24 protein-coding genes and 1 tRNA gene are annotated in these 23,165 nt (G+C 62.7%); all 25 read right to left on the bottom strand.

Going from position 1 to position 23,165, the window contains the following annotated elements:
• Window positions 1-4 precede the first annotated feature (4 nt).
• Window positions 5-373 (bottom strand): 50S ribosomal protein L14, encoded by a 369-nt coding sequence (rplN, locus tag C1933_RS04085; protein ID WP_010483978.1) that lies wholly within the window; start codon window positions 371-373, stop codon window positions 5-7.
• A gap of 12 nt (window positions 374-385) precedes the next feature.
• Window positions 386-655 (bottom strand): 30S ribosomal protein S17, encoded by a 270-nt coding sequence (gene rpsQ, locus C1933_RS04080; protein WP_004145355.1) that lies wholly within the window; start codon window positions 653-655, stop codon window positions 386-388.
• Window positions 656-666: 11 nt separating this feature from the next.
• Window positions 667-852, bottom strand: a complete 186-nt coding sequence (gene rpmC, locus C1933_RS04075; protein ID WP_004154487.1) for a 50S ribosomal protein L29 — start codon at window positions 850-852, stop codon at window positions 667-669.
• Window positions 852-1,265 (bottom strand): 50S ribosomal protein L16, encoded by a 414-nt coding sequence (gene rplP, locus C1933_RS04070; protein WP_025879305.1) that lies wholly within the window; start codon window positions 1,263-1,265, stop codon window positions 852-854. Before rplP ends, rpmC begins: the two co-directional genes overlap by 1 nt.
• Before the next feature lie 5 nt (window positions 1,266-1,270).
• Complete coding sequence (rpsC, locus tag C1933_RS04065) at window positions 1,271-2,005, bottom strand: 30S ribosomal protein S3 (RefSeq protein WP_005415414.1); 735 nt, start codon at window positions 2,003-2,005, stop codon at window positions 1,271-1,273.
• Between the two features lie 18 nt (window positions 2,006-2,023).
• Window positions 2,024-2,359 (bottom strand): 50S ribosomal protein L22, encoded by a 336-nt coding sequence (gene rplV, locus C1933_RS04060; protein WP_080375339.1) that lies wholly within the window; start codon window positions 2,357-2,359, stop codon window positions 2,024-2,026.
• Window positions 2,360-2,371: 12 nt separating this feature from the next.
• Entirely contained in the window at window positions 2,372-2,641 is a 270-nt protein-coding gene (gene rpsS / locus C1933_RS04055; RefSeq protein WP_005415413.1) for a 30S ribosomal protein S19, read from the bottom strand.
• A gap of 6 nt (window positions 2,642-2,647) precedes the next feature.
• A complete protein-coding gene (rplB, locus tag C1933_RS04050; protein WP_108748657.1) occupies window positions 2,648-3,475 on the bottom strand; it encodes a 50S ribosomal protein L2 in 828 nt (275 codons plus the stop codon).
• Between the two features lie 10 nt (window positions 3,476-3,485).
• Entirely contained in the window at window positions 3,486-3,785 is a 300-nt protein-coding gene (rplW, locus tag C1933_RS04045; RefSeq protein WP_049470489.1) for a 50S ribosomal protein L23, read from the bottom strand.
• Complete coding sequence (gene rplD, locus C1933_RS04040) at window positions 3,782-4,387, bottom strand: 50S ribosomal protein L4 (protein WP_102944279.1); 606 nt, start codon at window positions 4,385-4,387, stop codon at window positions 3,782-3,784. The genes rplW and rplD overlap by 4 nt, the downstream gene beginning before the upstream one ends.
• A 12-nt stretch (window positions 4,388-4,399) precedes the next feature.
• The gene (gene rplC / locus C1933_RS04035) at window positions 4,400-5,050 is read right to left on the bottom strand and encodes a 50S ribosomal protein L3 (protein ID WP_004145336.1); all 651 of its coding nucleotides are present in this window, start codon (window positions 5,048-5,050) and stop codon (window positions 4,400-4,402) included.
• 11 nt (window positions 5,051-5,061) lie between these two features.
• Window positions 5,062-5,373, bottom strand: coding sequence for a 30S ribosomal protein S10 (gene rpsJ, locus C1933_RS04030; protein WP_005408208.1), 312 nt, complete (start codon window positions 5,371-5,373; stop codon window positions 5,062-5,064).
• A gap of 332 nt (window positions 5,374-5,705) precedes the next feature.
• A complete protein-coding gene (gene tuf, locus C1933_RS04025) occupies window positions 5,706-6,896 on the bottom strand; it encodes an elongation factor Tu (RefSeq protein WP_108752273.1) in 1,191 nt (396 codons plus the stop codon).
• Window positions 6,897-6,947: 51 nt separating this feature from the next.
• Window positions 6,948-9,089, bottom strand: a complete 2,142-nt coding sequence (gene fusA, locus C1933_RS04020; RefSeq protein ID WP_108752272.1) for an elongation factor G — start codon at window positions 9,087-9,089, stop codon at window positions 6,948-6,950.
• Window positions 9,090-9,227: 138 nt separating this feature from the next.
• Window positions 9,228-9,695 carry a 30S ribosomal protein S7 gene (gene rpsG, locus C1933_RS04015; RefSeq protein WP_108748654.1) on the bottom strand — a complete coding sequence of 156 codons (468 nt, stop codon included), beginning with the start codon at window positions 9,693-9,695 and terminating at the stop codon, window positions 9,228-9,230.
• Window positions 9,696-9,707: 12 nt separating this feature from the next.
• The gene (rpsL, locus tag C1933_RS04010) at window positions 9,708-10,082 is read right to left on the bottom strand and encodes a 30S ribosomal protein S12 (RefSeq protein ID WP_004145320.1); all 375 of its coding nucleotides are present in this window, start codon (window positions 10,080-10,082) and stop codon (window positions 9,708-9,710) included.
• 282 nt (window positions 10,083-10,364) lie between these two features.
• Complete coding sequence (gene rpoC, locus C1933_RS04005; protein ID WP_108748653.1) at window positions 10,365-14,585, bottom strand: DNA-directed RNA polymerase subunit beta'; 4,221 nt, start codon at window positions 14,583-14,585, stop codon at window positions 10,365-10,367.
• A gap of 89 nt (window positions 14,586-14,674) precedes the next feature.
• Complete coding sequence (gene rpoB, locus C1933_RS04000; RefSeq protein WP_108751480.1) at window positions 14,675-18,829, bottom strand: DNA-directed RNA polymerase subunit beta; 4,155 nt, start codon at window positions 18,827-18,829, stop codon at window positions 14,675-14,677.
• 374 nt (window positions 18,830-19,203) lie between these two features.
• The gene (rplL, locus tag C1933_RS03995) at window positions 19,204-19,572 is read right to left on the bottom strand and encodes a 50S ribosomal protein L7/L12 (RefSeq protein ID WP_108752271.1); all 369 of its coding nucleotides are present in this window, start codon (window positions 19,570-19,572) and stop codon (window positions 19,204-19,206) included.
• A gap of 63 nt (window positions 19,573-19,635) precedes the next feature.
• On the bottom strand, window positions 19,636-20,172 hold the full coding sequence (rplJ, locus tag C1933_RS03990; protein WP_108748651.1) for a 50S ribosomal protein L10: 537 nt from the start codon (window positions 20,170-20,172) through the stop codon (window positions 19,636-19,638).
• A gap of 386 nt (window positions 20,173-20,558) precedes the next feature.
• Entirely contained in the window at window positions 20,559-21,257 is a 699-nt protein-coding gene (gene rplA, locus C1933_RS03980) for a 50S ribosomal protein L1 (RefSeq protein ID WP_108748650.1), read from the bottom strand.
• Between the two features lie 4 nt (window positions 21,258-21,261).
• Window positions 21,262-21,690, bottom strand: coding sequence for a 50S ribosomal protein L11 (rplK, locus tag C1933_RS03975; RefSeq protein WP_004145248.1), 429 nt, complete (start codon window positions 21,688-21,690; stop codon window positions 21,262-21,264).
• 295 nt (window positions 21,691-21,985) lie between these two features.
• A complete protein-coding gene (gene nusG / locus C1933_RS03970; protein ID WP_108748649.1) occupies window positions 21,986-22,546 on the bottom strand; it encodes a transcription termination/antitermination protein NusG in 561 nt (186 codons plus the stop codon).
• Between the two features lie 10 nt (window positions 22,547-22,556).
• Entirely contained in the window at window positions 22,557-22,970 is a 414-nt protein-coding gene (gene secE, locus C1933_RS03965; RefSeq protein ID WP_108748648.1) for a preprotein translocase subunit SecE, read from the bottom strand.
• A gap of 50 nt (window positions 22,971-23,020) precedes the next feature.
• A tRNA-Trp gene (locus C1933_RS03960) sits at window positions 23,021-23,096 on the bottom strand.
• Between the last annotated feature and the right edge of the window lie 69 nt (window positions 23,097-23,165).

Genomic DNA, 23,165 nt, shown 5'->3' with positions numbered 1-23,165 from the left:
TCGCTCACAGCACTTCGGGAGCGAGCGAGACGATCTTCATGAACTTCTCCGAACGAAGTTCACGGGTCACCGGCCCGAAGATACGGGTACCGATCGGCTCCTGCTTGTTGTTCAGCAGAACGGCAGCGTTGCCGTCGAAGCGGATCAGCGAGCCGTCGGCGCGACGCACACCCTTGCGGGTACGCACCACGACGGCGTCATACACTTCACCCTTCTTGACCTTGCCGCGCGGAATCGCATCCTTCACGGTGACCTTGATGATGTCGCCGATACCGGCGTAACGGCGCTTGGAACCACCCAGCACCTTGAAGCACATCACCTGCTTGGCACCCGAATTGTCCGCGACGTCAAGGTAGCTCTGCATCTGGATCATGATTCAGACTCCTTATTCAGCCGCACGCGTGATGACTTCCACCACGCGCCAGTTCTTGGTCTTGGACATCGGAGCAATCTCGGTCACGCGGACGACATCGCCTTCCTTGCAGGCGTTGTCGGCATCGTGGGCGTGCAGCTTCGTCGAGCGCTTGATGTACTTGCCGTACAGCGCGTGCTTGACCTGACGCTCAACCAGGACGGTAACCGTCTTGTCCATCTTGTTGCTGACGACACGGCCTTCGACCGTGCGCAGCGCCTTGTTTTCAGTATTGTCGCTCATAGCGGCCATCCTTACTTCGTGCTGCCGAGCAGGGTCTTGACGCGAGCAATCTCGCGACGGACCCGGCGGATGTCGTGGGTCTTCGGCAGCTGGCCGGTGACCTGCTGCATACGGACAGAGAACTGTTCCTTACGCAGGTCGATCAGGTGGGCCTTGAGTTCGTCAGCCGACTTTTCACGGAGAGTTTTGATATCCATCAGCGCACCGTCCGGGTCACGAAAGTGGTGGTGACCGAGAGCTTGGCGGCGGCCAGGCGGAACGCCTCGCGTGCCACTTCTTCGGTAACACCCTCGATTTCATAGATCATGCGGCCGGGCTGGATCTGGGCCACCCAGTATTCCACGTTACCCTTACCCGAACCCATTCGAACTTCGATGGGCTTCTTGGTGATGGGCTTGTCGGGGAACACACGGATCCACATCTTGCCGCCGCGCTTGACGTAGCGGCTGATCGAGCGGCGGGCCGCTTCGATCTGACGCGCGGTCAGCTGACCGTGGGCGGTTGCTTTCAGACCGTACTCGCCGAAGCTGACAGCGTTGGCGCTCCAGCTCAGGCCTTCGTTACGGCCCTTGTGTACCTTGCGGTACTTGGTTCGCTTGGGTTGCAACATTGTCGTTACCTCGCTTCACGAGCCGGGCGCTGACGGTCACCGCGGTCGCCGCGATCGTGACGATCATTGCGCGACGGGGTGTCGTCCTGCTTTTCCTGGCCAACCTGGGAGAAATCGAAGACTTCGCCCTTGTAGATCCAGACCTTGATGCCGATGATGCCGTAGGTCGTCTTGGCTTCAGCGAAGCCATAGTCGATGTCGGCACGCAGGGTGTGCAGCGGCACGCGGCCTTCGCGGTACCACTCCGAACGGGCGATTTCTGCACCGTTGAGGCGGCCACCGACGTTGACCTTGATGCCCAGGGCACCCAGGCGCATCGCGTTGCCGACCGAGCGCTTCATTGCGCGGCGGAACATGATGCGACGCTCCAGCTGCTGGGCGATCGACTCGGCAACGAGCTGCGCGTCCAGTTCCGGCTTGCGCACTTCGGTGACGTTGATGTGCGCCGGGACGCCCATCATCTCGCTCACTTCCTTGCGCAGCTTCTCGATGTCCTCACCGCGCTTGCCGATCACCACGCCCGGACGGGCGGTGTGGATCGTCACGCGAGCGGTCTTGGCCGGACGCTCGATCAGGATCTTGCTGATGCCGGCCTGAGCCAGCTTCTTGCGCAGCATGTCGCGCACTTTCAGGTCGGCTGCCAGGTAACCAGCGAACTCGGCCTTATTGGCGTACCACTTGGAGTTCCAGTCCTTGGAAATACCCAGGCGGATACCAATCGGATGAACTTTATGACCCATGGTCTTTTCCTTATCCGCTTACTTGCCGGCGCCCACAACCACAGTGATGTGGCTGGTGCGCTTGAGGATGCGGGTACCGCGGCCTTTCGCCCGCGCCATGAAACGCTTCAGGGTCGGACCTTCATCAACCATGATGGTCTGAACCTTCAGCTCGTCGACGTCGGCGCCCTGGTTGTTCTCGGCGTTTGCAATAGCCGACTCCACCACCTTCTTGATCAGGTGGGCAGCCTTCTTGTCCGAGAACTTCAGCAGGTTGACCGCACGCTCGGCCGGCAGACCGCGCACCTGGTCAGCGACCAGACGAGCCTTCTGCGGGGAGATGCGCGCAGTGCGCAGGATGGCTTTCGCTTCCATTGTCATCTCTCCTTACTTGCCCGACTTCTTGTCACCACCGTGACCCTTGAAGGTCCGGGTGATGGCAAATTCGCCGAGCTTGTGGCCGACCATGTTCTCGTTGACGAGAACCGGGATGTGGTTCTTGCCGTTATGCACGGCAATGGTGATGCCTACCATGTCAGGCAGGATCATCGAACGGCGCGACCAGGTCTTGATCGGCTTCTTGCTGCCCGCAGCGGCCTCCACCTTCTTGACGAGGTGGTGATCGACGAACGGGCCCTTCTTGAGTGAACGTGCCATGGTCGATTAGCCCCTACGATCGCGGACGATGAACTGCTGAGTGCGCTTGTTATGGCGCGTCTTGTAACCCTTGGTCGGGACACCCCACGGGGTGACCGGGTGCGGGTTACCCTGGCCGGCCTTCGCCTCACCACCACCGTGCGGGTGGTCAACCGGGTTCATGGCAGCACCACGAACGGTCGGGCGGACGCCGCGCCAACGCTTGGCACCGGCCTTGCCCAGCTTTTCCAGGCTGTGCTCGTCGTTGCCGACTTCACCGATGGTGGCGCAGCACTCGACCGGAACCTTACGCATTTCACCCGAGCGCAGGCGCAGGGTGGCGTAGATGCCTTCGCGGGCAACCAGCTGCACGGCCGCACCAGCGGCGCGGGCGATCTGAGCGCCCTTGCCGGGCTTCAGTTCGATGCAGTGGATGGTGGTACCGACCGGGATGTTGCGCAGCGGCAGGGTGTTGCCAGCCTTGATCGGGGCGTCCGAACCAGCGATCACCTGATCACCAGCCTTCAGGCCCTTCGGGGCGATGATGTAGCGGCGCTCACCGTCGACGTAGCACAGCAGGGCGATGTGGGCGGTGCGGTTCGGATCGTATTCGATGCGTTCCACGCGCGCCGGGATGCCCAGCTTGTTGCGCTTGAAGTCGATGATGCGGTAGTGCTGCTTGTGGCCACCACCGACGTGACGCACGGTGATGCGGCCGTGGTGGTTACGACCACCCGAGCGGCTCTGCGACTCGACCAGTGCGGCGTGCGGAGCACCCTTGTGCAGGTCGGGAGTAACCACGCGCACGGCCGAACGGCGGCCGGGAGAAGTGGGCTTGAATTTCATCAATGGCATGGGATGTACCTCAGGCCTTGGCCGTTACATCGATCGACTGGCCGTCGGCCAGGCGAACGTACGCCTTGCGCCAATCGCCGCGGCGGCCAGCACGGTTACGGAAGGACTTGTTCTTGCCCTTGACGTTGACCACGTTGACGGCTTCGACCTTGACGTCGAACAGCTGCTCAACCGCGGCCTTTACATCGGCCTTGGTGGCTTCGTTCGAAATTTCGAAGACATACTGGTTGGAGAGTTCCTGCAGGCGCGCGGTCTTTTCGGAGACACGCGGGGCACGCAGCACGCTGAAGATTTTTTCGTTGCTGTTCATGCCAGCCACTCCTCGACCTTCTTGACCGCGTCAGCGGTGATGACGACCGTGTCGGCACCAACCAGGGACACCGGGTCCAGACCCTGCACGTCACGCACTTCCACGTAGGGAACGTTGCGAGCCGACAGGTACAGGTGCTCGGAGGCTTCCTCGGTGACGATCAGCGGGCGCTTGCCCACTTCCAGGCCGGCCAGCTTGGCGATCAGACCCTTCGTGCTGGTCGCTTCGACGTCGAAGGACTCCACGATGGTCAGACGGCCCTGACGGTTCAGCTCGGACAGGATCGCGCACATGGCGGCACGGTACTGCTTACGATTGACCTTCTGCTCGAAGCTGCGCGGCTTGGCCGCGAAGGTGACACCGCCGCCGACGAAGATCGGAGCCGTCAGTGCGCCATGACGCGCGCCGCCGCCCTTCTGCTTCTTCGACTTCTTGGTGGTACCAGCCACTTCGGAGCGAGTCTTCTGTGCCTTGGTGCCGGCGCGACCGGCGTTGCGGTAAGCAACGACGACCTGGTGGACCAGATCTTCGCTGAAATCGCGACCGAACACGGCGTCGGAGACCGAGACCTTGTTGTTGCTACCCGTGATAACGAGTTCCATCGTCATCTCTCCTTATGCCTTGCTCGCCGGACGGACGATCACGTCGCCACCCGCCGCGCCCGGAACGGCGCCGCGAACTGCGATCAGACCGCGCTCGACGTCGACCTTGACCACTTCCAGGTTCTGGGTGCTCTGCTGCACCGCGCCCATGTGGCCCGACATCTTCTTGCCCGGGAAAACGCGACCCGGGGTCTGGCGCTGACCCAGCGAACCCGGCGCGCGATGCGACAGCGAGTTACCGTGGGTTGCATCGCCCATACGGAAGTTGTGGCGCTTGATGGTGCCCTGGAAACCCTTACCCTTGGTGACACCCTGGACGTCGACGATCTGGCCGACTTCGAAGATGTCCGCCTTGACTTCGCCGCCAACGGCGAAATCGCCGAGCTGCGCGTCTTCAACGCGGAATTCCCACAGGCCACGACCCGCTTCCACCTTCGCCTTGGCGAAGTGGCCGGCTTCCGGCTTGTTGACCAGGGCAGCGCGACGCGCGCCGACGGTCACCTGCACGGCGCTGTAGCCGTCGGTTTCGACGGTCTTGATCTGCGCGATGCGGTTGGGGGTTGCTTCGATCAGGGTCACCGGGATGGAGCGGCCATCTTCAGTGAACACGCGGCTCATGCCAGCCTTGCGGCCCACGAAGCCCAACGAATACTTCTTCGTCATGGTCGTAGTCCTCAGGTCAGCTTGATCTGAACGTCGACGCCGGCAGCCAGTTCGAGCTTCATCAGCGCGTCCACGGTCTTGTCATTCGGGTCAACGATATCGAGCACGCGCTTGTGCGTGCGGGTCTCGTACTGGTCACGCGCGTCCTTGTCGACGTGCGGGGAAACGAGGACGGTGTAACGCTCGATCTTGGTCGGCAGCGGGATCGGGCCACGCACTTGCGCGCCGGTCCGCTTGGCCGTTTCAACGATCTCGCTGGCCGAACGGTCGATCAGACGATGATCGAACGCTTTCAGCCGGATCCGGATCTTTTGGTCCGCCATGGCGGTAGGTTCCTTCGTTAAAAGAGCGACAGACAAAGCCTCTGGGTTGCTTTGTCCCGTGAAATCCCTGAATACAGACGGCCCGCACTCCTGCAGGCCGACAAGGTCAATCCATAGACCCCAAAAACGTAGGCAGGCCAGTTTCCCGGTCTGCCCAGACGTGGAAGCATAATGGCACGCAAGGCAGCTGTCAACAGTTGCCTGTTGACGCCGCCTGAATGGCATTGACCGTTCCTGGTCCGGGGAACACAAGGCACATCCTGTGCCTGCTTTCCCATTTGATACGCCCCGATGCCCTACCCAGGCAACATCGGGGCGCAGATACTACCAGATTACGCGATGATCTTCGAGACCACGCCGGCGCCGACGGTACGGCCGCCTTCGCGGATGGCGAAGCGCAGGCCTTCGTCCATTGCCACCGGGTTGATCAGCTCGACAACCATCTTCACGTTGTCGCCCGGCATCACCATCTCGACGCCTTCCGGCAGGTTGGCCTTACCGGTGATGTCGGTGGTACGGAAGTAGAACTGCGGGCGGTAGCCGTTGAAGAACGGGGTGTGACGGCCGCCTTCGTCCTTCGACAGCACGTACACTTCGCCTTCGAAGGTGGTGTGCGGCTTGATGGTGCCCGGCTTGGCCAGAACCTGGCCGCGCTCGACGTCGTCACGCTTGGTGCCGCGCAGCAGCAGACCGGCGTTGTCGCCTGCCTGGCCCTGGTCCAGCAGCTTGCGGAACATTTCGACGCCGGTCACGGTGGTCTTCTGCACCGGACGGATGCCGACGATTTCGATTTCTTCGCCGACCTTAATCACGCCGCGCTCGATACGACCGGTCACCACGGTGCCGCGGCCCGAGATCGAGAACACGTCTTCCACCGGCATCAGGAACGGCTTGTCGACGGCACGCTCCGGCTCCGGAATCCAGGTGTCCAGCGCGTCGACCAGCTTGATGATCGCCGGCACGCCGATTTCGCTCTGGTCGCCTTCCAGCGCCAGACGAGCCGAACCCGAGATGATCGGGGTGTCGTCGCCCGGGAACTCGTACTTGCTCAGCAGTTCACGGACTTCCATTTCGACCAGTTCCAGCAGCTCGGCATCGTCAACCATGTCGGCCTTGTTCAGGAACACGACGATGTACGGCACGCCGACCTGACGCGACAGCAGGATGTGCTCGCGGGTCTGCGGCATCGGGCCGTCAGCGGCCGAGCACACCAGGATCGCGCCGTCCATCTGGGCGGCACCGGTGATCATGTTCTTGACGTAGTCAGCGTGGCCCGGGCAATCGACGTGGGCGTAGTGACGGGTGGTGGATTCGTATTCGACGTGCGCGGTCGAGATCGTGATACCACGAGCCTTCTCTTCCGGAGCGGCGTCGATTGCCGAGTAATCCTTGAATTCGCCACCGAAGCGCTCGGCACCGATCTTGGTCAGTGCTGCGGTCAGCGTGGTCTTGCCATGGTCGACGTGACCGATGGTGCCGACGTTGACGTGCGGCTTGGTGCGCTCGAACTTACCCTTTGCCATTGTTGTTTACCTTGATTTTGAAAGTGGTTTTCAGGAGAGGCTGAGCGAGGCTCAGCCCTTCTTCATGACGGCTTCGGCGATGTTGTTCGGCGCCGGCTCGTAATGGTCGAATTCCATGGTGAAGGTGGCGCGGCCCTGGGTCTGCGAACGCAGCGCAGTGGCGTAGCCGAACATTTCACCCAGCGGGATCATCGCGTTGATGATCGAAGCGGAGCCGTCACCGGTGGTGTCGGAACCCTGCAGCACGCCGCGACGACGGCTGACGTCGCCCATCACGTCACCCTGGTAGTCTTCCGGGGTCACGATCTCGACCTTCATGATCGGCTCCAGCAGGACCGGCTTGGCCTTGGAGAAGCCCTGCTTGAAGGCCATCGACGAGGCCAGCTTGAACGCCATTTCCGACGAGTCGACGTCGTGGTAAGAGCCGAACACCAGCTTCACCTTGACGTCCACGACCGGGAAGCCAGCCAGCGGACCGCTGGTGATGGTTTCGCGCAGGCCCTTTTCGATCGACGGGATGAATTCCTTCGGAATCACACCACCGGTGATGTCGTTGATGAACAGGAAGTCGTCCTTGATCAGCGGAGCGATCTTGGCATCGGCACGGTCTTCAGCGGTGATCGGCGACAGTTCGATCACGACGTGACCGTACTGACCCTTACCACCGGACTGCTTGGCGTGCTTGTAGTCCGACTTCACGTCAGCCAGGGTGATGGTTTCGCGGTAGGCCACCTGCGGCGCGCCGACGTTGGCTTCAACGTTGAACTCGCGCTTCAGGCGGTCGACGATGATGTCCAGGTGCAGCTCGCCCATGCCCGAGATGATGGTCTGGCCGGATTCTTCGTCGGTCTTGACGCGGAACGACGGATCTTCCTGCGCCAGACGGCCCAGGGCCAGACCCATCTTTTCCTGGTCCGACTTGGTCTTCGGTTCGACGGCCATCGAGATCACCGGCTCCGGGAACGTCATGCGCTCCAGGATGATCGGCTGGTCGATCGAGCACAGGGTGTCACCGGTGGTGGTGTCCTTCAGGCCCACGGCAGCAGCGATGTCACCAGCCAGAACTTCCTTGATTTCTTCGCGGTTGTTCGAGTGCATCTGCAGGATGCGGCCGATGCGCTCCTTCTTGCCCTTCACCGAGTTCAGCACGGTGTCGCCGCCATTCAGGGTGCCCGAGTAGACACGGAAGAAGGTCAGCGCGCCGACGAACGGGTCGGTGATGATCTTGAAGGCCAGCGACGAGAACGGAGCCTTGTCGTCGGACTTGCGGGTCATGGCGACGTTTTCGTCGTCCACGTCGGTACCGGTCACGTCCGGCACGTCAACCGGCGACGGCAGCAGCTGGATCACGCCGTCCAGCATGGCCTGCACGCCCTTGTTCTTGAACGCCGAACCGCAGTACATCGGGACGATTTCGGTGGCCAGGGTACGCGTACGCAGCGCGTTGATGATTTCCGACTCGGCCAGCTCTTCGCCGCCCAGGTACTTTTCCATCAGCTCTTCGCTGGCTTCAGCCGCGGTCTCGATCATGAAGGTACGGGCTTCTTCAGCCTTTTCCTGCAGCTCGGCCGGGATGTCGCCGTACTCGAACTTCATGCCCTGCGAAGCTTCATCCCAGTGGATGGCCTTCATCTTCAGCAGGTCGACAACGCCCTTGAAGCCTTCTTCAGCGCCGATCGGCAGCTGCATCGGCACGGCGACGGCGCCGAGCTTGGCCTTCAGCTGGTCACGGACCTTGTAGAAGTTGGCGCCGGTGCGGTCCATCTTGTTGACGAACGCAATGCGCGGCACCTTGTAGCGGTTGGCCTGGCGCCACACGGTTTCCGACTGCGGCTGCACGCCACCGACGGCACACAGCACGAACACCGCACCGTCGAGCACGCGCAGCGAGCGCTCCACTTCGATGGTGAAGTCGACGTGCCCGGGGGTGTCGATGATGTTGAAGCGGTGCTCCGGCAGGGACTTGTCCATGCCCTTCCAGAACGCGGTGGTGGCAGCGGACTGGATCGTGATGCCACGTTCCTGTTCCTGCTCCATCCAGTCCATGGTGGCGGCGCCGTCGTGCACTTCACCGATCTTGTGGCTCTTGCCGGTGTAGAACAGGATGCGCTCGGACGTGGTGGTCTTGCCGGCATCGATGTGGGCCATGATGCCGAAGTTACGGTAACGCTCGATGGGAGTGGAACGGGCCACGGGGAGCCTCTCAGATTTCTTGGATTTCGGATGGCCGAACGCCGCCTTGCGGCGGCCTTCGGATTGGCGCAGCCCTTCTGGGGCCGCGAGGCAGCACCGTGATGGTGCTGCCCTGCCTGTTTTACAAGGCCGTCAAACTCACCAGCGGTAGTGGGCGAATGCCTTGTTGGCTTCGGCCATGCGGTGGGTTTCTTCGCGCTTCTTGATGGCGCCACCACGGTTTTCCGCGGCGTCGATCAGTTCAGCAGCCAGCTTCTTCGGCATGGTGTTCTCACCACGCTTGCGCGCGGAGTCGATCAGCCAACGCATGGCCAGGGCCATCTTGCGCGAGGCGCGCACTTCGACCGGCACCTGGTAGGTGGCGCCGCCGACGCGACGCGACTTCACTTCGACCGCCGGAGCGACGTTGTCCAGAGCCTTCTGCACCAGCTCGATCGAGTTGGCGTTCTTCTCGGAGATGACGTCCATGGCACCGTACACGATCTTTTCAGCGACGGACTTCTTGCCGCTCTGCATGACCATGTTGATGAAACGGGCGATGGTTTCGCTTCCGTGCTTCGGATCCGGCAGGACGGAACGCTGCGGAGTATTACCCTTACGCGACATAGTGGTCTCTCCTTATGCCTTCGGACGCTTGGCGCCGTACTTGGAACGGGCCTGGCGACGCTTGGCAACGCCGGCGGCGTCGAGCGAGCCACGAACGGTGTGGTAACGCACACCCGGCAGATCCTTGACGCGACCGCCACGGATCAGGACCACGGAGTGCTCCTGCAGGTTGTGGCCTTCACCGCCGATGTAGGAAATGACTTCTTCCTGGTTGGTCAGGCGGACCTTGGCAACCTTGCGCAGAGCCGAGTTCGGCTTCTTCGGGGTGGTGGTGTAGACGCGCGTGCAGACGCCACGGCGCTGCGGGCACTTGTCGAGCGCCGGCGAGGCACTCTTGTACGTAGTAGCTTGCCGCGGCTTGCGGACCAGCTGGTTGATCGTCGCCATCAGTAGGTTCTTCTGATTGGTGGCCGGAAATCCGGCCAGAGATGCGGAAATGTTAAAGCAGGCCAAATTTCTGGCCTGCTGAGACAGACGATTGTAGCAACCTGTCAGGAACGCAGTCAAACGCGTTCTGTCAAGCCCGTTCCTGATCCTGGAACGTTACTGGGGGGCCTCCATGTACCCCGTTCAGGTTGGCCGGGTGAACCGCGAGCGGTCCACCCTGCCCTGTCCCAATCCCGTCGTTGCACCGACGGGGTGGTCCGGCGTTGCGGCCGGACCGGTATTTCAGTCTTCCGAAGCCTGTTCAGCTTCCACTTCGGCGGCCGGTGCTTCAGCCGCGGCCGGGGTACCGGTCAGGGCCTGCATCTCCGAGTCGGTGAGACCCGAAGCGCCACGACGGCGGCTGCTGTGGTAGGACAGGCCGGTACCGGCCGGAATCAGACGGCCGACGATGACGTTTTCCTTCAGGCCGCGCAGGTTGTCCTTGGTGCCGCGGACGGCAGCTTCGGTCAGCACGCGGGTGGTTTCCTGGAACGACGCCGCCGAGATGAACGATTCGGTGGCCAGCGATGCCTTGGTGATACCCAGCAGCACCGGATCGAAGTGAGCCGGCAGTTCGCTGCGGGTGGCCAGGCGCGCATTCTCCTCGATCACGCGCTGACGCTCCACCTGTTCACCGTTCAGGAACTTGCTGCTGCCCTGGTCGGTGATCTCGACCTTGCGCAGCATCTGGCGGGTGATGACTTCGATGTGCTTGTCGTTGATCTTCACGCCCTGCAGGCGGTACACGTCCTGGATTTCCTTCACCAGATAGGCGGCCAGCGGTTCGACACCCAGCAGACGCAGGATGTCCTGCGGGCTCGGTTCGCCGTCCACGATGGTTTCGCCCTTGGTCACGTGCTCACCTTCGAACACGATCACCTGGCGGTACTTCGGAATCAGCTCTTCGTGTTCCGAACCATCGGTGTCCTTGATGATCAGGCGCTGCTTGCCCTTGGTGTCCTTACCGAAGCTGATGATGCCCGAACGCTCGGCCAGCACCGCCGGATCCTTCGGCTTGCGCGCTTCGAACAGATCGGCCACGCGCGGCAGACCACCGGTGATGTCGCGGGTCTTGGACGCTTCCTGCGGGATCTTGGCGACCACGTCGCCCACGCCCACCGGCGCGCCGTCCTGCAGGTTGACGATCGAACGCGGCGGCAGCAGGTACTGCGCCGGCAGATCGGTGCCCGGGATGGACAGGTCGTTGCCCTTGGCGTCGACGATGCGCACGATCGGGCGCAGGTCCTTGGCCTGTGCACCACGACGCTTCGGATCGGTGATTTCGCGCGAAGCCAGACCGGTCAGTTCATCGGTCTTTTCGATGACGGTGATGCCGTCGACGAAGTCGATGAAGCGGATGAAACCGGCCACTTCCGACACGATCGGGTGGTTATGCGGATCCCAGTTGGCCACGGTCTGGCCAGCCTTGATCGCATCACCGTCCTTGGACGTGATGGTGGCACCGTACGGCAGCTTGTAACGCTCACGCTCACGGCCGTGGGCATCGAGCACCGAGATTTCGCCCGAGCGCGACACTGCCACCAGCGAGCCGTTGGCGTGCTCGACCGACTTGAGGTTGCTGAACTTGACCGAACCGGTGGTCTTGACGGTGATGTTGTCGACCGCAGCAGCTCGCGACGCCGCACCACCGATGTGGAACGTACGCATGGTCAGCTGGGTACCCGGCTCACCGATGGACTGGGCGGCGATGACGCCGACCGCTTCACCGATGTTGACCAGGTGGCCACGGGCCAGATCGCGGCCGTAGCAGCGAGCGCAGACGCCGAAGGCCGATTCGCAGGAGATGGTCGAGCGGACCTTGATGGTCTGCACGCCGGCATCTTCCAGCTTGGCCACCCAGGCTTCGTCGAGCAGGGTGTTGCGGGTCACGATCGGATCTTCGTCGTTGCCCGGCAGGAACACGTCCTCGGCAACCACGCGACCCAGCACGCGGTCCTTCAACGGCTCGACCACGTCGCCGCCTTCCACGATCGGGGTCATGATCAGGCCTTCGGTGGTACCGCAATCCACCTCGGTGATCACCACGTCCTGCGCCACGTCGACCAGACGACGGGTCAGGTAACCCGAGTTCGCGGTCTTCAGCGCGGTATCGGCCAGACCCTTACGGGCACCGTGGGTGGAGTTGAAGTACTCCTGCACGTTCAGGCCTTCGCGGAAGTTCGCCTTGATGGGCGTCTCGATGATCGAGCCATCGGGACGGGCCATCAGGCCGCGCATGCCGGCCAGCTGACGGATCTGCGCCTGGCTGCCTCGCGCACCGGAGTCGGCCATGATGTACAGCGAGTTCATCGACTTCTGGTCGATGGTTTCGCCCTTGGCGTTGACCACCTTCTCGGTACCAATGGTGTCCATCATCGCCTTGGCGATGCGTTCATTGGTACGCGACCAGATGTCGACCACCTTGTTGTAGCGCTCGCCGGCGGTGACCAGGCCCGACTGGTACTGCTCCTGGATTTCCAGCACTTCGGCTTCGGCCTCGGTGAGGATGCCCTTCTTCTCGTCGGGGATCAGCATGTCGTCGATGCCGATGGAGACGCCGGCGCGGGTCGCGTAGGCGAAGCCGGTGTACATCAGCTTGTCGGCGAACACGACCGTGTCCTTCAGACCCAGCTGGCGGTAGCTGGAGTTGATCAGGCGGCTGATGTTCTTCTTGGTCAGCTCGGTGTTGGCCAGCGCGAACGGCAGGCCTTCCGGCAGGATTTCAGCCAGCAGGGCGCGACCGATCGTGGTGTCCACGATCGAGGTCTTGTTCTGCTTGTTGCCTTCCTCGTCGGTCACCACTTCGGTGATGCGGACCTTGACGCGCGCGTGCAGTTCCACCACGCGGTTGTCGTAGGCGCGCTTGACTTCGGCGATGTTGGCGAAGGCCATGCCCTCGCCCTTCTTGTTTTCCAGCGAGCGGGTCATGTAGTACAGACCCAGCACGACGTCCTGCGACGGCACGATGATCGGCTCGCCGTTGGCCGGCGACAGGATGTTGTTGGTGGACATCATCAGCGCACGCGCTTCCAGCTGGGCTTCCAGCGAGAGCGGCACGTGGACGGCCATCTGGTCACCGTCGAAGTCGGCGTTGAACGCGGTGCAGACCAGCGGGTGCAGCTGGATGGCCTTGCCTTCGATCAGCACCGGCTCGAACGCCTGGATGCCCAGACGGTGCAGGGTCGGCGCACGGTTCAGCATCACCGGGTGTTCGCGGATGACCTCTTCCAGGATGTCCCAGACTTCGGCTTCTTCGCGCTCGACCAGCTTCTTGGCGGCCTTGATGGTGGTGGCCAGGCCACGACGCTGCAGCTTGGCGAAGACGAACGGCTTGAACAGTTCCAGCGCCATCTTCTTCGGCAGGCCGCACTGGTGCAGGCGCAGGTACGGACCGACCACGATGACCGAACGGCCCGAGTAGTCCACGCGCTTGCCCAGCAGGTTCTGGCGGAAGCGACCCTGCTTGCCCTTGATCATGTCGGCCAGCGACTTCAGCGGGCGCTTGTTGGTGCCGGTGATGGCACGGCCGCGACGGCCGTTGTCCAGCAGCGCATCGACCGATTCCTGCAGCATGCGCTTTTCATTGCGCACGATGATGTCCGGCGCGCTCAGTTCGAGCAGGCGGCGCAGGCGGTTGTTACGGTTGATGACGCGGCGGTACAGGTCGTTCAGGTCGGATGTCGCGAAGCGGCCGCCGTCCAGCGGAACCAGCGGACGCAGGTCCGGCGGCAGCACCGGCAGCACGGTCATGACCATCCATTCCGGACGGTTGCCCGATTCCAGGAAGGCTTCGATCAGCTTGATGCGCTTGGTCAGTCGCTTCAGCTTGGTTTCCGAACCGGTGCTGGCGATTTCTTCGCGCAGGCGGGTCATTTCCGACTGCAGGTCGATGGTGCGCAGCAGTTCGTACACGGCCTCGGCGCCCATGGCGGCGTCGAAGTCGTCACCGTGCTCCTGGCGGGCCTGCAGGTACTGTTCTTCGGTCAGCAGCTGGCGGCGCTCCAGGGCGGTCAGGCCCGGCTCGGTCACCACGTAGGCTTCGAAGTACAGCACGCGCTCGATGTCGCGCAGGGTCATGTCCAGCATCAGGCCGATGCGCGACGGCAGCGACTTCAGGAACCAGATGTGCGCGACCGGCGATGCCAGGTCGATGTGGCCCATGCGCTCGCGGCGCACCTTGGCCAGGGTCACTTCGGTGCCGCACTTTTCGCAGACCACGCCGCGGTGCTTCATGCGCTTGTACTTGCCGCACAGACACTCGTAGTCCTTCACCGGGCCGAAGATGGCGGCGCAGAACAGGCCGTCACGTTCCGGCTTGAAGGTACGGTAGTTGATGGTTTCCGGCTTCTTCACTTCGCCGAAGGACCACGAGCGGATCAGGTCCGGCGAGGCCAGCGCGATCTTGATCGCGTCGAAGTCCAGCGTCTGGCGCTGCTGGTTGAAGAGGTTGAGCAGGTCTTTCATGGTGTTCTCCGAAAGGAGGAATGCTGTGTCGATGGGCTTTCAGTTCACTGCCAGCGGCGCGGCGGCGGTAACCGCCGCGCCGGCATGGATCAGTTGTCTTCCAGTTCCATGTTGATGGCCAGCGAGCGGATTTCCTTCACGAGCACGTTGAAGGATTCCGGCATGCCCGCGACCATCTCGTGCTCACCGTCGACGATGTTCTTGTACATCTGGTTGCGGCCCTGCACGTCATCGGACTTCACCGTCAGCATTTCCTGCAGGGTGTAGGCCGCGCCGTAGGCTTCCAGCGCCCAGACTTCCATTTCACCGAAGCGCTGGCCGCCGAACTGCGCCTTGCCGCCCAGCGGCTGCTGGGTGACGAGCGAGTACGGACCGGTCGAACGGGCGTGCATCTTGTCGTCGACCAGGTGGTTCAGCTTCAGGTAGTGCATGTAGCCAACGGTGGTGTGGCGATCGAAGGCTTCACCGGTGCGGCCGTCGTACAGCTGGGTCTGGCCACTGCTCGGCAGGTCGGCCAGTTCCAGCATGCGCTTGATTTCCGCTTCGGTGGCACCGTCGAACACCGGGGTGGCCATCGGCACGCCGTCGGTCAGGTTGCGGGCCAGGCGCAGCAGTTCCTCGTCGCTGAACTGCGACAGGTCGACACGGTTGGCCACGTTGGTGTCATCGTGGTTGTAGATGTCGTCCAGGAACTTGCGCAGGTCGGCCACGGCCGCCTGGGCTTCCATCATCGCCTGGATCTTGCGACCCAGACCCTTGGCGGCCCAGCCCAGGTGCACTTCCAGGATCTGCCCGATGTTCATACGCGACGGCACGCCCAGCGGGTTCAGCACGATGTCCACGGTTTCGCCCGAGGCCATGTACGGCATGTCCTCGACCGGCACCACGTTGGACACCACACCCTTGTTACCGTGGCGGCCTGCCATCTTGTCGCCCGGCTGGATGCGGCGCTTCACGGCCAGGAACACCTTGACCATCTTCAGCACGCCCGGGGCGAGGTCGTCGCCGGCGGTGATCTTGCCGCGCTTGTCGGCGAAGCGACGCTCGAATTCCTTCTCGTGCGCCTGGATCTGCTTCTGTGCGCGCTCGATGGCTTCCGAAGCGTCCTCGTCCTTCATGCGCAGGGCGAACCAGTCGGCCTTCTTCAGACCGTCCAGGAAGGCGTCGGAGATCACGTCGCCCTTCTTCAGGCCGGCGCCACCGTTGACCACCTTGCCCACGATCTGCGAACGCAGACGCATGTAGATGGCCGCTTCCAGGATGCGGAACTGGTCGTCGAAGTCCTTCTTGACGCGCTTGATTTCAGACTCTTCGATCTGACGGGCGCGCTTGTCCTTCTCGATGCCATCGCGGGTGAAGACCTGCACGTCGATGACGGTGCCGTCCATGCCCGGCGGAACGCGCAGCGAGCTGTCCTTCACGTCCGAAGCCTTCTCGCCGAAGATCGCGCGCAGCAGCTTCTCTTCCGGGGTCAGCTGGCTTTCGCCCTTCGGGGTGACCTTGCCGACCATGATGTCGCCGGCGCGGACTTCGGCACCGATGTACACCACGCCGCTTTCGTCCAGGCGGTTCAGCGCCTGCTCGGAAACGTTCGGGATGTCGGCGGAGATTTCCTCCGGCCCCAGCTTGGTGTCACGCGCAACGCAGGTCAGCTCTTCGATGTGGATCGTGGTGTAACGATCCTCTTCCACCACGCGCTCGGAGAGCAGGATGGAGTCTTCGAAGTTGTAGCCGTTCCACGGCATGAACGCGATCAGCATGTTCTGGCCCAGGGCCAGCTCGCCGATGTCGGTGGACGGACCGTCGGCCAGCACGTCGCCGCGGGCGATGATGTCGCCCACCTGGACCAGCGGACGCTGGTTGATGCAGGTGTTCTGGTTCGAACGGGTGTACTTGACCAGGTTGTAGATGTCCACGCCGGCATCGGTTGCGCCGACGATTTCTTCTTCAACCACCTTCACCACGATGCGCGCGGCGTCGATCTGCACGATCTCGCCACCACGACGGGCGTTCACGGTCACACCCGAGTCACGGGCCACGGCGCGTTCGATGCCGGTACCCACCAGCGGCTTCTGCGCACGCAGGGTCGGCACGGCCTGGCGCTGCATGTTGGCGCCCATCAGTGCACGGTTGGCGTCATCGTGCTCCAGGAACGGAACCAGCGCGGCTGCGATCGACACGGTCTGCATCGGCGAGACGTCCATGAAGTGGACTTCTGCCGGCGGCTTCAGCAGCGATTCGCCCTGGAAGCGGCAGGGAACGAACTGCTCGGTCAGCACGCTGTTGGCGTCGGTCAGCGCGTTGGCCTGCGCAATGACGTACTCGTTTTCTTCGATGGCCGACAGGAATTCGACTTCGTCGTACACCTTGCCGTCCACGACCTTGCGGTACGGGGTCTCGAGGAAACCGTACTGGTTGGTGCGGGCGTACACGGCCAGCGAGTTGATCAGGCCGATGTTCGGGCCTTCCGGGGTTTCGATGGTGCAGACGCGGCCGTAATGGGTCGGGTGCACGTCGCGCACTTCGAAGCCGGCGCGCTCACGGGTCAGACCGCCCGGGCCCAGGGCCGAGACGCGACGCTTGTGGGTCACTTCCGACAGCGGGTTGTTCTGGTCCATGAACTGCGACAGCTGCGAGGAGCCGAAGAACTCCTTGATGGCTGCGGCGACCGGCTTGGCGTTGATCAGCTCCTGCGGGGTCAGGCCTTCGGACTCGGCCATCGACAGGCGTTCCTTGACCGCGCGCTCGACGCGGACCAGGCCCACGCGGAACACGTTTTCGGCCATTTCACCGACCGAACGCACGCGACGGTTGCCCAGGTGATCGATGTCATCGACCACGCCGCGACCGTTGCGGATCTCGGTCAGGACCTTGATCACGTCCAGGATGTCGGAGCTGTCGCCGTGGGCGGCAACCAGGCGCTTGGATTCTTCGTCGTTACGCTCGCCGTAGTACTTGCGGTCGTACAGCACGGCTTCGCCGGTGGTTTCCTTGCGGCCCACGCGACGGTTGAACTTCATGCGGCCGACCGCGGACAGGTCGTAGCGCTCGAAGGTGAAGAACAGGTTGTGGAACAGGTTCTGCGCGGCATCCTTGGTCGGCGGCTCGCCCGGACGCATCATGCGGTAGATTTCGACCAGGGCTTCCAGCTGGGTCTTGGTCGGATCGATGCGCAGGGTGTTGGACAGGTACGGGCCACGATCCAGGTCGTTCACCCACAGGGTGCCCACCGCATCGACGCCGGCCTTGCGGAAGTTCTGCAGCTGTTCGTCGCTGATTTCGTCGTTGGCCTGGGCCAGCAGTTCACCGGTCGACGCATCGACCACGTCGTGCGACAGGATGCGGCCGACGATGTAGTCGTCCGGCACGGCCAGGGCGGCAATGCCCGAGGCTTCCAGCTGCTTGATGTGGCGCGCGGTGATGCGCTTGCCGGCTTCCACGATGACCTTGTCGCCGTCGGCGAGGTCGAAGCCCAGGGTTTCGCCACGCAGGCGCTCGGGCACCAGCTCCAGCTGGACGCCTTCATCCGGGTTGATGTGGAAGGTGTTGATCTCGAAGAACTCGGCCAGCATCTCTTCGTTGCTGTAGCCAAGCGCGCGCAGCAGGATCGACACCGGCAGCTTGCGGCGGCGGTCGATACGGGTGAACAGCGCGTCCTTCGGGTCGAACTCGAAGTCCAGCCAGGAGCCGCGGTAAGGAATGATGCGGGCGCTGTACAGCAGCTTGCCCGAGCTGTGGGTCTTGCCACGGTCATGGTCGAAGAACACACCCGGCGAGCGGTGCAGCTGCGAGACGATGACGCGCTCGGTGCCGTTGACGATGAAGGTGCCGTTTTCGGTCATCAGCGGGATTTCGCCCAGATAGACCTCCTGCTCCTTCACGTACTTGATGGCCTTGGTCGACGACTCACGGTCGTAGATGACCAGGCGCACGGTGACGCGCAGCGGCGCACCGTAGCTCATGCCACGCTGGCGGCACTCACGCTCGTCGAAGACCGGGTCGCCCAGCTTGTAGCCGACGTATTCCAGGGCGGCATTGCCGCTGTAGCTGGCGATCGGGAAGACCGACTTCAGCGCAGCGTGCAGGCCGTAATCGGCGCGCTTGGCCGGATCGACGTTTTCCTGGAGGAAATCACGGTAGGAATCCACCTGGATGGCGAGCAGGAAGGGAACTTCCAGGATCGAGCGCTGCTTGCCGAAATCCTTGCGGATGCGCTTTTTTTCGGTGAACGAATAGGACGTCATGAGGTCTTCCACCTTGTTGTGCGGGTCGTGCGTCCACAACCCGAAGGGAACTTGAAATTGTCAGTTGGAAGTCGCTGGTATTGCCGGCACCAGCACGCCTTCTCCCGCTACTTCCAACTGCCAACTCGTCTGCTACCGCGCCCCTGCTGCCGCGCGCTGCGCTGGCCGGCCGGGGTTTGACTGCAGCCCGTGTTGGGCTTTTTGCCGCTTGTTGCATCCACGCATGGCGTGGATCTACCGATCGGTTCCATGCATGGCGTGGATCTACCGATGGGTTCGGATCCACAGCACCGCAGGAACGACCAAAGGCCGGGGGCTTACGCCCCCAGCCTTGGCTGCATCGCCGTGAATCGATGACGATGCAAGGGAAGTGCTTACTTGACTTCGACAGTCGCGCCAGCAGCTTCCAGGTCCTTCTTCATCTTCTCGGCTTCGTCCTTCGAAGCGCCTTCCTTCAGGACGCCACCGGCTTCGGCCAGGTCCTTCGCTTCCTTCAGGCCCAGGCCGGTGATGGCGCGGACGGCCTTGATGACTTCGACCTTCTTGTCGCCGGCAGTCTTCAGGGTGACGGTGAATTCGGTCTGCTCTTCAACAGCGGCAGCCGGGCCAGCGGCAGCAGCCACGGCAACCGGAGCAGCGGCGGAGACGCCGAACTTTTCTTCGATGGCCTTGACCAGCTCCATCACTTCCATCAGGGACTTCTCGGCGATGGCGTCGACGATCTGTTCGTTGGTAAGGGACATGATAATTACCTTTGGATGTTTTTCTGGATTGAGGTTCCGTCAGGAACCACGATTAGTCGAAACTCAGGCGGTCTCGGCGGCCGGTTCAGCAGCGTCGGCGGCGACGTCGCCACCACCCTGCTTGTCGCCGATTGCCTTGATGGCGCGGGCAAACATCGTGACCGGCTCGGTCAGGACGCGGGCCAGCATGGCCAGGGCCTGGTCGCGGGTCGGCAGCGATGCCAGCACGTCGACGTGGCTTGCCGGGAACACTTCACCACCGATGGCGACGACCTTAGCCTTCAGCTTGTCGTTGCCCTTGGCGGCTTCCTTGATCAGGCGACCGGCTGCGCCGGGCTCCTCGAGCGAGAACGCGTACAGCAGCGGACCAACCATCTGGTCCTGTGCGACTGCGAACTCGGTGCCTTCAACAGCGCGCGACGCCAGGGTGTTCTTGACAACCTTCAAGAAAACACCGGTTTCACGAGCCTGCTTACGCATCGCGGTCATCTGAGCGACCGTGGTGCCAGCGTATTCAGCTGCGATCAAGGAGTGGGCCTTGGCGGCGACGTCTGCCAGCTCGGCGACTACTTCTTGCTTCTGGGACAGATTGAGAGCCATTGCACTCCTCCAATTGAACTCCGCTTACGGCTCCTGCCGTGTGCGGTCCTGTGCGGCATCCGTCCTGGACGCCGGGAACATCGGAATGATGTTCCGGGGGTGGGCCGTTCCAGACCTGGAGTGCAATCGGGGAAGATCCCAGACGTGCGTGAACCAGAAAAACTCCAGAAGGGCACCATCTACGCAGGTTGATTCCGGGGAATCGATTAAGCGGTCATTGCTGCGCCGGCGGCGACTCCCTGCCATATCGAGCTTCCGTGCCCGTCGCCGGTATTGCCACGACCGCGCCTGCGGTCTTTGACGGCTACCGCCGGCGGTGTACGGCCGGCGATGCCTTCAAATGTCACGGTCACGGTGCCCGAAGGTACCGTGACCGCTTGAAACAATTACTTCAGGGTCAGCGACGACTGGTCGACGGTGACGCCCGGGCCCATCGTCGAGCTGACCGAAACCTTCTGCAGGTAGGTGCCCTTCGAGGTAGCCGGCTTGGCCTTGATCAGGTCCAGCAGCAGCGCGGTCAGGTTCGACTTCAGCGCGTCTTCGGCGAAGTCGGCCTTGCCGATGGTGCAGTGGATGATACCGGCCTTGTCGGTGCGGTAACGGACCTGGCCCGACTTGGCGTTCTTCACGGCTTCACCCGGGTTCGGGGAAACGGTGCCGACCTTCGGGTTCGGCATCAGGCCGCGCGGGCCCAGCACGGTGCCCAGCTTACCAACGACGCGCATGGCATCCGGGGTCGCGATGACGACGTCGTAGTTCAGGTCGCCGGCCTGCATCTTCTCGGCCAGGTCGTCCATACCGACGGCTTCGGCGCCAGCGGCCAGGGCTTCGTCAGCCTTGGCACCGGCCGGAGCGAACACGGCAACGCGGACCGACTTGCCGGTACCAGCCGGCAGCACGGTGGAGCCACGGACCTGCTGGTCGGACTTCTTCGCATCGACGCCCAGGCGCACGGCAACGTCGATCGACTCGACGAACTTGGCCTTGGTGGCGCTCTTCAGGATGTTGATCGCGTCCTCGAAGGCGTACGACTTGCCCGGGACAACGGCGGCCTTGATGGCCTTCTCACGCTTGGTCTGTGCCATCTTATTAACCCTCCACCACGAGGCCCATGGAACGGGCAGAGCCAGCGATGGTACGCACGGCGGCGTCCAGGTCGGCGGCAGTCAGATCCGGTTCCTTCGCCTTGGCGATCTCTTCCAGCTGCTTACGGGTGACCTTGCCGACCTTCTCGGTGTTCGGGCGCTTGGAGCCCGACGAGATGCCAGCGGCCTTCTTCAGCAGGGTGGTGGCCGGGGTGCTCTTGGTGATGAAGGTGAACGTACGGTCCGAGTAGGCCGTGATGATCACCGGAACCGGCAGACCCGGCTCGAGCTTCTGCGTGGCAGCGTTGAACGCCTTGCAGAATTCCATGATGTTCAGGCCGCGCTGACCCAGCGCAGGACCGACCGGCGGCGAGGGGTTGGCCTGACCGGCCTTCACCTGCAGCTTGATGTAACCGACAACTTTCTTTGCCATTTGAGTGCTCTCCGGGTGCTAGCGCCTTTCGACAACAGGCTCCCCATCGGACCGGGAATCACGCGTCCCGGCATCGCGTTTTGAAATCACGCCGAAGGCCACCTTGCGGCGGCCTGGCTCCGCTGGCATCCCAGCGGGAGCCGCGCACTATAGCAGGTTTTTTCTTCACGTGCCTGAAGCGGCACGTAAACGAAGGAAACCGGGCAGTGCCCGGTTCCTCTTGTAGAGTCGAGCCATGCTCGACTGCACCACCCTCCGAGGCCGAGAGTCGAGCATGGCTCGACTCTACAGGCGGTCAGACGGCCTTTTCGACCTGGCCGAACTCGAGCTCGACCGGGGTGGCACGACCGAAGATCAGCACCGAGACGCGCAGACGGCTCTTCTCGTAGTTGACTTCTTCGACGACGCCATTGAAATCGTTGAACGGGCCATCGGTGACGCGAACCATCTGGCCCGGCTCGAACAGCACCTTCGGGCGCGGCTTTTCCACGCCTTCCTGAACGCGGTTCAGGATGGCCTCGGCTTCGGAATCGGCGATCGGCAGCGGACGATCGGCGGTGCCGCCGATGAAGCCCATCACGCGCGGGGTTTCCTTCACCAGGTGCCAGCTTTCGTTGTCGATGCGCGGAATACCGGCTTCTTCGTGGGTCTCGATCTGGACCAGCACGTAACCCGGGAAGAACTTGCGCTCTGAACGACGCTTCTGACCGGCACGCATCTCGACCACTTCTTCGGTCGGGACCAGGACGTCGCCGAAGCGCTCTTCCATGCCATCACGGGCGATGCGATCACGCAGGGCCTGCGCAACCGACTTCTCGAAGCCCGAATAGGCGTGAACGACGTACCAACGCTTCATGCATTTCTCCTTAGCGGCTCAGGAACCACTGAGTCAGTTTCTGGATCAGGAAGTCGAAGCCACCCAGCAGCAGACTGAGGATGACCACCACGACAATCACGACCCAGGTCATGCGAACGGCTTCCTGGCGCGTCGGCCAGACCACCTTGCGCAGTTCGAAGCGCGACTCGGAGAGGAATTCGCGGGTGTCGCGCCCCTTGCCGGTCAGCATGAACACGCCGACACCGCCAACCAGACCGACCACCACCGCCAACGCACGCAGCTGACCCGTCCACGCCCCCAACTGGGTGGCACGACCGGAATCAGCGGAGAACCAGAACCAGACGAACAGACCAGCCAGCACCAGCAGCGAGGCCAGGGCGTACTTGACGATATCCCCACCGGTGGCGGAAGTATCCTTGGAGTGTTCGATCTTGCTATTCATCGGGCTATATCTGCTTTAGCGACGGCTTGGCCGCTGGATAGGGTGGCAGATGGCACGCCAGGAGGGACTCGAACCCCCAACCTGCGGTTTTGGAGACCGCTGCTCTGCCAATTGAGCTACTGGCGTACAGATTGAAACTTGCCTTCCCTTAGACGGCGAAGGCGGACCGAGGTTCCCGGCCCGCCATTCGCGTAA

It is taken from the genome of Stenotrophomonas sp. ZAC14D2_NAIMI4_6, from assembly GCF_003086875.1.
Taxonomy (GTDB): Bacteria; Pseudomonadota; Gammaproteobacteria; order Xanthomonadales; family Xanthomonadaceae; genus Stenotrophomonas.
Note: the sequence above shows the minus strand (reverse complement) of the source record. Positions and strands in the feature narration are given on the sequence as shown.